Source organism: Gammaproteobacteria bacterium, assembly GCA_013003425.1.
Lineage (GTDB): Bacteria > Pseudomonadota > Gammaproteobacteria > Steroidobacterales > JABDKV01 > JABDJB01.
Genome location: JABDJB010000113.1, coordinates 1 through 7,138, shown reverse-complemented (window position 1 = coordinate 7,138; position 7,138 = coordinate 1). Strand labels below are relative to the sequence as shown.

At 59.5% G+C, this 7,138-nt stretch carries 8 protein-coding genes; 6 read left to right on the top strand and 2 right to left on the bottom strand.

What is annotated here, in order from left to right; translation table 11 throughout:
* The coding region (locus HKN06_14910; protein ID NNF62599.1) for a hypothetical protein at positions 1-118 on the top strand (118 nt) is incomplete at its 5' end.
* A gap of 202 nt (positions 119-320) precedes the next feature.
* Here the strand turns inward: HKN06_14910 and HKN06_14905 are convergent.
* Positions 321-1,583 (bottom strand): 6-phosphofructokinase, encoded by a 1,263-nt coding sequence (locus HKN06_14905; GenBank protein ID NNF62598.1) that lies wholly within the window; start codon positions 1,581-1,583, stop codon positions 321-323.
* Between the two features lie 152 nt (positions 1,584-1,735).
* On the opposite strand from HKN06_14905, the gene HKN06_14900 reads away from it, so the two are divergent.
* A complete protein-coding gene (locus HKN06_14900) occupies positions 1,736-3,070 on the top strand; it encodes an adenylate kinase (protein NNF62597.1) in 1,335 nt (444 codons plus the stop codon).
* 5 nt (positions 3,071-3,075) lie between these two features.
* Here the strand turns inward: HKN06_14900 and rnd are convergent, their stop codons facing one another.
* Positions 3,076-4,161 (bottom strand): ribonuclease D, encoded by a 1,086-nt coding sequence (rnd, locus tag HKN06_14895; protein ID NNF62596.1) that lies wholly within the window; start codon positions 4,159-4,161, stop codon positions 3,076-3,078.
* 41 nt (positions 4,162-4,202) lie between these two features.
* Here rnd and HKN06_14890 point away from each other — a divergent pair, with 41 nt between their 5' ends.
* The 4 genes from HKN06_14890 to HKN06_14875 all read left to right on the top strand — a co-directional run.
* Entirely contained in the window at positions 4,203-4,727 is a 525-nt protein-coding gene (locus HKN06_14890; protein NNF62595.1) for a hypothetical protein, read from the top strand.
* A complete protein-coding gene (gene mpl / locus HKN06_14885; GenBank protein ID NNF62594.1) occupies positions 4,727-6,082 on the top strand; it encodes a UDP-N-acetylmuramate:L-alanyl-gamma-D-glutamyl-meso-diaminopimelate ligase in 1,356 nt (451 codons plus the stop codon). The genes HKN06_14890 and mpl overlap by 1 nt, the downstream gene beginning before the upstream one ends.
* Positions 6,083-6,201: 119 nt before the next feature.
* Positions 6,202-6,795 (top strand): peptidase S16, encoded by a 594-nt coding sequence (locus HKN06_14880; GenBank protein NNF62593.1) that lies wholly within the window; start codon positions 6,202-6,204, stop codon positions 6,793-6,795.
* Positions 6,792-7,138: hypothetical protein (locus HKN06_14875; protein NNF62592.1), on the top strand; the 347-nt coding region annotated here is incomplete at its 3' end. The genes HKN06_14880 and HKN06_14875, both read left to right, overlap by 4 nt.

Below are 7,138 nucleotides of genomic sequence, written 5' to 3'. Positions count from 1 at the left end.
TGCTGTGGTTGGCGACACTGTTGGTGATCCGTTCAAGGACACGTCGGGGCCGTCGATGAACATTCTCATCAACGTAATGGCGATCGTCTCGCTCGTCATCGCACCGATCGTCGCGTAACCCGGCGCGGGCGTGCCGCAATAAAAAAGCCGGCGAGCCGCGACTTATTTGCTATGGGTCGTTGTGGGAGCGGCTTCCAGCCGCGACTACTTGCGACAGGTCGTCGTGGGAGCGGCTTCCAGCCGCGACTTATTTGCGACAGGTTCTCGCGCAGCATGGGGACAGTACATGCATATCCATACATGTACTGTCCCAATTGATCCTAAAGCTCGAATGTCGTGCCGAGTTTCTTTTTCACCGGTTTGTTTTTCAGCGTCACGTATTGCGGCAGGCCCTTGCGGTAAGGCGGCGGCGCTTCGCCGCGAATCAGCGGCGCAAGGTAACGCCGCGCACTCCTGGTGATGCCAAAGCCATCAGCGGTGATGAAATCACGCGGCATCATTTTTTCCTGGTTGGCGACATCGGCGAGATTGGCAGTCGCAATCTTCCATCGGTACGGCTTGTCCGACTTGCGCTTGATGATGGGCATTGAGGCATTTTTGCCGCTCACTGCCAGTTTCACCGCTGCCTTACCGACAGCGTAGGCCTGTTCGAGGTCGACTTTCGATGCCAGGTGGCGCGCCGAGCGTTGCAGGTAGTCGGCGACAGCATAGTGATACTTGTAGCCGTGTTCGTCCTTGACCATTTGGGCGACCACCGGGCCGACGCCACCGAGCTGGGCGTGACCAAAAGCATCGACGGTTCCGGCATCGGCGAGGAACTTGCCGTCCGCCCCGCGTACGCCTTCCGAGGCGACGATGACGCAATAGGTGTATTTCTCCACGCATTCCTTCACCCGAGCCATGAAAGCCTCACGATCGAAGGCTATTTCCGGAAACAGGATGATGTGTGGTGGCTCGCTGTCTTTCTTGCCGGCAAGGCCGCCGGCCGCAGCAATCCAGCCGGCATGCCGGCCCATAACTTCAAGCACAAAGACCTTGGTCGAGGTGCGCGACATCGACAGCACGTCCAGCGCGGCCTCGCGTGTGGAAACGGCGACATACTTGGCCACCGAGCCGAAACCCGGGCAACAGTCGGTAAGCGGCAGATCGTTGTCGACGGTCTTTGGCACGCCAACGCAGGTGATCGGGTGGCCAAGCGCCTTGCCGATTTGTGACACCTTGTGGGCGGTATCCATGGAATCGCCGCCGCCGTTGTACAAAAAATAACCAATATTGTGCGCAGCGAACACCTCGATCAACCGTTCATACTGGGCGCGGTTCTCGTCCAGCCCCTTGAGCTTGTAGCGACAGGAACCGAAGGCGCCGCCGGGCGTATGCCGCAGTGCGGCGATAGCCTTGCGCGATTCCCGGCTGGTGTCGATCAGGTCTTCGGTCAGGGCGCCAATGATGCCGTCACGACCCGCATATACCTTCTTTATCTTGTTTTTGTGCTTGCGCGCGGTCTCGATTACTGCACAGGCAGTGGCATTGATCACCGAAGTGACACCGCCGCTCTGGGCGTAGAAAAGGTTCCTGGCCGCCATTGTTTCCCCCGTATTTTCCGGCTTTCAGCTGCGCCGCAGAGCATAGCGGAAAGCCGGGATGGCTTCAGCGGTTTGACGAAGCGGGGGTCACCCTGTAGCTTTACCGCGCTCCGGCGCCGGCGCGTCGGTCATTATAAGCAGGAGGGCGCGGCATGCGGCTCGTATTGTTGGGGGCGCCAGGCTCAGGCAAGGGCACCCAGGCCAAGAAACTCGTGGCCAAGTATTCAGTTCCGCAGATTTCCACCGGGGATCTGCTGCGTGAGGCCGTCGAGGCCGAGACCACTTACGGCGTGCTGGCCCGCGATGCCATGGATGCCGGCAATCTCGTTTCTGACGAGATAGTCCTGGGCATCATCAAGGAGCGCCTCAGCCAGCCGGATGCCGCCAAAGGCTTCATCCTGGACGGCTTTCCGCGAAATATCTCGCAGGCGCAGGCGCTCGACGAGCTGCTCGACGAGATGGACGTGCCAATCGACGGCGCATTGCTGATGGAGGTCGACTACGAGTCGCTGATGCAGCGCCTGACCGGGCGCCGTACCTGCTCGAGCTGCGGGGCGGTCTTCAATATCTTTACCTCGCCTGCAGCGCTGGATGACCGTTGCGATAATTGTGGTGGCCGGTTGAAACACCGGGCCGACGATAACGAAGATACGATTAATAACCGGTTACGGGTCTATGAAAGTCATACCCGTCCGGTAATCGCCTATTACGAATTCAATGGTCTGCTGGTGCGGGTCGATGCCGTTGGCGACCCAGGTGCTGTTTTCAAGCGCATACTCGAAGTCGTGCGGCCGCTGCGTAACCAGCGCCGCCGCCGCGCCCAGATGCGCAAGGCCGCTCAGCAGAAGGCCGAAGCCCAGCGTCGCGCCGAAGAGGAGGCAAAAGCCAGGGAAGAAGCCGAGGCAGCTGAAGCCGCGCGAGAGGCAAAGGCAGCGAAAGCCGCGTCAAAGAAGGCCGCAAAGAAAGCTGCGCAGAAGAAAGTGACGAAGAAAAAGGTCGCCAAGAAAAAGGTCGCCAAGAAAAAGGTCGCTAAAAAGAAAGTTGCCAAGAAGAAGAAGGCAGCTAAAAAGAAAACAGCGAAGAAGAAAAAGGTAGCCAGGAAAAAGACAACCACCCGGAAAAAGAAAGTTTCCAGGAAGAAGGTTGCGAAGAAGAAAAAGGCAACCCGCAAAAAGAAAACCGCGAAGAAAAAAACGTCAAAGCGCAAGACTTCGCGCAAAAAGGTTACGCGCAAGAAAACCACGCGCAAGGTAGCGAAAAAGAAAACGAAGAAAAAGAAAAAGGCGACGCGCAGGAAGCCGGCAAAGAAAAAGGCGACGCGCAGGAAGCCGGCAAAGAAAAAGGTGGCAAAGAAAAAGGCTACTCGGAGGCGAGTGGCAAAAAAGAAGACCGCACGAAAGAAAAAGGTAAGCCGCAAGAAGCCGGCGCGCAAGAAAACCACCCGGCGGAAGACGACCGCCAGGAAAAAAGCGAAAAAGAAAAAGTAGCCTGGTTACTGCAGAGCGAGCAGTCGTTCGCCGATAACCTCGCGGCGCCAGCCGCGTAGCGGCAACGCTGAGGCATCGCCGCGCACCAGTGCCTTGATATCGCGGCGGGTTGCCAGCGTGCTCGGGCTGATGTCGAATTCGGTCGCCGCCTGGCGCACTTCATCCATCATTCGGCTGGCGAGATCACGTTCCGTGCGGCTCAGTGGTCCCGGCAGATCGGGAGCTGGCTCGTCGCATGCCAGCGCGCGCTCGATAATCTGTATCAGCTGACCGGATTCCTTGCGTAGCAGCGGACGCGGCATGCCCTTGACGCGGCCAAGTGCTTCCTCATCGCGCGGCAACAGGCTCGCAATGCGGCCGAGGACATCGTCACGCATTACCCAGCCGCGTGGACGGTCAAGCCTGATGGCCCGCTCTTCGCGCCAGTGCGCCAGCAGCCGTGCGGCGTGGAAGCGCGGCTGATCGAGGGCGGCCAGGCCGCTCAGGCGCTGCCAGGCGTCCTGCGGGGTGACCGAGTAGAGCTCCGGGTCGAGCAGGCGGTCGCATTCTTCCTGCTGCCACTCCGTGCGCCCGACCTCTGTCAGTTGCTGGCGCAGTCTTTCGTAGATAGGCACCAGGTAACGGACATCATCGAGCGCATACTGCAACTGCTCATTGCCGAGCGGCCGTCGGCTCCAGTCGGTGCGGGCGTGACTCTTGTCGATTGCTACCCCCAGCAGGCTGTCGGCAACGGCAGCAAAGCCGCCCTGGTCGCCGAGACCACACAGGTCAGCTGCAATTTGCGTATCAAAAAGCGGTGCCGGTACCTGCCCGGTCAACTGCGTGAAGATTTCGTAATCCTGACGTGCTGCATGTAATACCTTTGTTATAGTCGGTTCGAGGATCAGCTCGTTCAGTGGCGTTATATCCAGGGTGATTGCATCGACGCAGGCCATGGTCTCGCTCGTGGCGACCTGTACCAGGCAAAGCTGCGGATAATAAGTGCGTTCGCGAATGAACTCTGTATCGACTGCGATGAACTCTGCGCCATGCAGTTGCTGGCACAGTTGCTGCAGGTCTTCGGGTTGGTCGATAAACGTTGGTAAGGTCATGTACGGGCAGGTGTCAGAGTGTTCACGAGCTTAACACGCACATGCAGGCGCTAATTACATTTGTATTGCCTTTCGTGCAGATTGTCGCGCATCGCGCGGGGCCACAGCACCTGCCGGCGTCACGGTTTCTGCTTGCGCTTGTGCTGGCCCTGCATATTGCAGTCTATTACGCCGCCATGGTGATACTCGAGGTGCCAGCCGCACGCGCCGTTGCGTTGCCTTTTGTCGACACGTTGACGCAGAGTGTTTGTTTTGCCGCAGTTCTGCTGTTCCTGGGCCTTCAGGGTCGCATGTTGCAAACGCTTACAGCAGTCTTTGGGGCTGATGTGTTGCTCAACCTGCTGCAGCTGCCGCTTGCCGTCTTCGGGCCGCTGAGCTCCGGGTCGCCTGCGGCCGTCGTTTCGCTGTTGCTGTTGATCGCCATCGCGCTCTGGTCGCTCGGGGTAAAGGGCCATATCCTGCGCCACGCGGCGGGGCTGCCGTATTTTGTCGGCGTGGCTCTGGCCCTGGTGTTCCTTATCGGCTTTCTTGCTATCGAGCAGGCCTTGTTTGGAGGCACGGCCTGATGCACCTGCATATCCTCGGTATCTGCGGCACGTTCATGGGTGGCGTTGCAGTTCTGGCGCGCGAAGCAGGGCACAGGGTCAGCGGCTCGGACCAGAATGTCTATCCGCCGATGAGCACGCAGCTGGAGTCACTTGGCATACCGCTGCACGAAGGCTTCGATGCCGCTGTGCTGACGCCGGCACCGGATGCGGTAGTTGTTGGCAACGTCATGAGCCGCGGCAGTGAGGTGGTGGAGCACCTGCTCGATGCGGGTCTGCCCTACACCTCAGGCCCGCAATGGCTGGCAGAGCATGTCTTGCGTGGTCGTCACGTGCTGGCCGTGGCCGGCACACACGGCAAGACCGGTACGGCGAGCATGCTGGCCTGGATACTCGAGCATGCGGGGCTGGAACCGGGCTTTCTTATCGGCGGCGTACCGGTGGATTTCGGTGTCTCGGCGCGCCTTGGCAATTCAGAGTACTTCGTCGTTGAAGCCGATGAATACGACACAGCTTTTTTTGACAAGCGCTCCAAGTTTGTCCACTACCGCCCGCGTACGCTGGCGCTGACTAACCTGGAATACGATCACGCCGATATTTTTCCGGACATCGCTGCGATACGCCGCCAGTTTCATCACCTGGTTCGCACCGTGCCCGGCAGCGGCCTGATCATTGCGCATGATGAGTCCGCCGAGTTACGCAAAGTTCTGGACATGGGTTGCTGGTCGCCCGTCGCAACTTATGGTTCAGCTGCAAGTGAGTGGCAGGTCAGCGGCGCGGCCGGCAGTATCGAAGTCACGCGGAATGACGCGTCCGGTAGTCACGCAGCCCGGGCAGCGTTTGCGTGGCCGGGTACGCATAATCTTCACAATGCGCTGGCGGCCTGTGTGGCGGCGTCTCATGTCGGGGTATCGCCGGAGCAAAGCCTGGCGGCGTTAGCGTGTTGGCGCGGTGTGCGGCGGCGACTGGAGCTGGCCGGTACTGCGGGCGGTGTCACGGTTTACGACGACTTTGCCCATCATCCGACCGAAATTGCGGCGACGCTGCAGGCGCTGCGCAGCAGCTGTGACGCCGGCCAGCGTGTAATTGCCTTGTTCGAGCCGCGCTCCAACAGCATGAAGCAAGGGGTGCACGCAGCCGCTCTCGGCGACAGTTTTGCCGCGGCCGACAAGAGTTTTGTTTTCCAGCCGCCGGGCGTGGGCTGGGACATCGCCGCGGCACTGGCCGATGCCGGCGTCGAAGTAGTCGCCGATGATGCGCTCTTTTTGCAGCGCGTCATCAGCGCCTTGCAGCCGGGTGATCAGGTCGCCGTCATGAGCAACGGTGCATTCGGCGGCATGCCGCGGCGGTTGCTGCAGGCCCTGCAGGACCGCTGAAACGCCGGTTTGCGGCCGTGCTACACTCCACAGAATGTGACGCCAGTCGGCGGGACAGTTTCAAGACAGTCGCCGCGAGCCGGTCAGCAGAGTCGGCAGGGCACAGGTCGCTGTAGAAAATGAGGGATTCCGAAGTAGCACTTTTTCCGCTCAAGACCGTCCTTTATCCGGGCGGTCCGCTTGCGCTGCGTATTTTCGAACCCCGTTACGTCGACATGGTCAAGCGTTGTGCGCGTGACGACAAAGGTTTTGGTGTGGTTGCAATCGAACGTGGCCAGGAAGCCGGCCCGGCCACAACGCACGAAATAGGCACCCTGGCGCGAATTGTGGACTGGTACAGCGAGAGCGGCGGGCTGCTTGGCATCGTGGTTATCGGTGCGCAGCGCTTTCGCATTCTCGATTCCCGGGTTGCAGACGATGGTTTGAGGGTCGGTCATGTCGAAATGCTGCCCGATGAAGAAAAGCAGCCGGTGCCACAGCAGTATCGCTACATGGCGGAACTGCTGGAATCGATAGTCGACCAGTTGGGCGAACAATACGAATTGATTGATAAAGATTTTCACAACGCTTCGTGGCTGGGTTATCGGTTTGCCGAAATACTGCCGGTGGAACTGGCAGACCGTCAGCAATACCTGGAATCCGATGATGCGCTGGCACGGCTTGCCGGGCTCGCGCCGATACTCGATGCGTTGTCAGTGGACGAAGCAAGATGAGCGATGTATTGAAAAAACTCAATGGCATGAATCCCAACGAGACGGTGCGCATGGAACTGCCTACCGCTGAGTTGTTGATGCGCGGGCGCGAACTCATACGCTTCCTGCGTCGTCACGGCGAACTGAACTGGTCGGAGTGGCTTGAAGACAGCCTTGAATCGGTGCGACGCGATTCGCGCACCGGCGTAGCCGAACTGCTCGAAGGAATGGAAGGCCTTGGTGGTATGTGCGAGCTGTATCTCTGTCCAGAGGCGGGGCATCGTCTCGACTCGAGCGAAGAGACCCCGATCAACGAGAAGATGTTGCTGATGGTGTCGCGGGTTTACCAGGCAGCGCGTGACCT

Excerpts from the sequence above, each read along its gene's own strand:
- HKN06_14905 (NNF62598.1), bottom strand. The coding sequence starts at position 1,583 with ATGGCGGCCAGGAACCTTTTCTACGCCCAGAGCGGCGGTGTCACTTCG.
- HKN06_14900 (NNF62597.1), top strand. The coding sequence starts at position 1,736 with ATGCGGCTCGTATTGTTGGGGGCGCCAGGCTCAGGCAAGGGCACCCAG.
- rnd (NNF62596.1), bottom strand. The coding sequence starts at position 4,161 with ATGACCTTACCAACGTTTATCGACCAACCCGAAGACCTGCAGCAACTG.
- HKN06_14890 (NNF62595.1), top strand. The coding sequence starts at position 4,203 with ATGCAGGCGCTAATTACATTTGTATTGCCTTTCGTGCAGATTGTCGCG.
- mpl (NNF62594.1), top strand. The coding sequence starts at position 4,727 with ATGCACCTGCATATCCTCGGTATCTGCGGCACGTTCATGGGTGGCGTT.
- HKN06_14880 (NNF62593.1), top strand. The coding sequence starts at position 6,202 with ATGAGGGATTCCGAAGTAGCACTTTTTCCGCTCAAGACCGTCCTTTAT.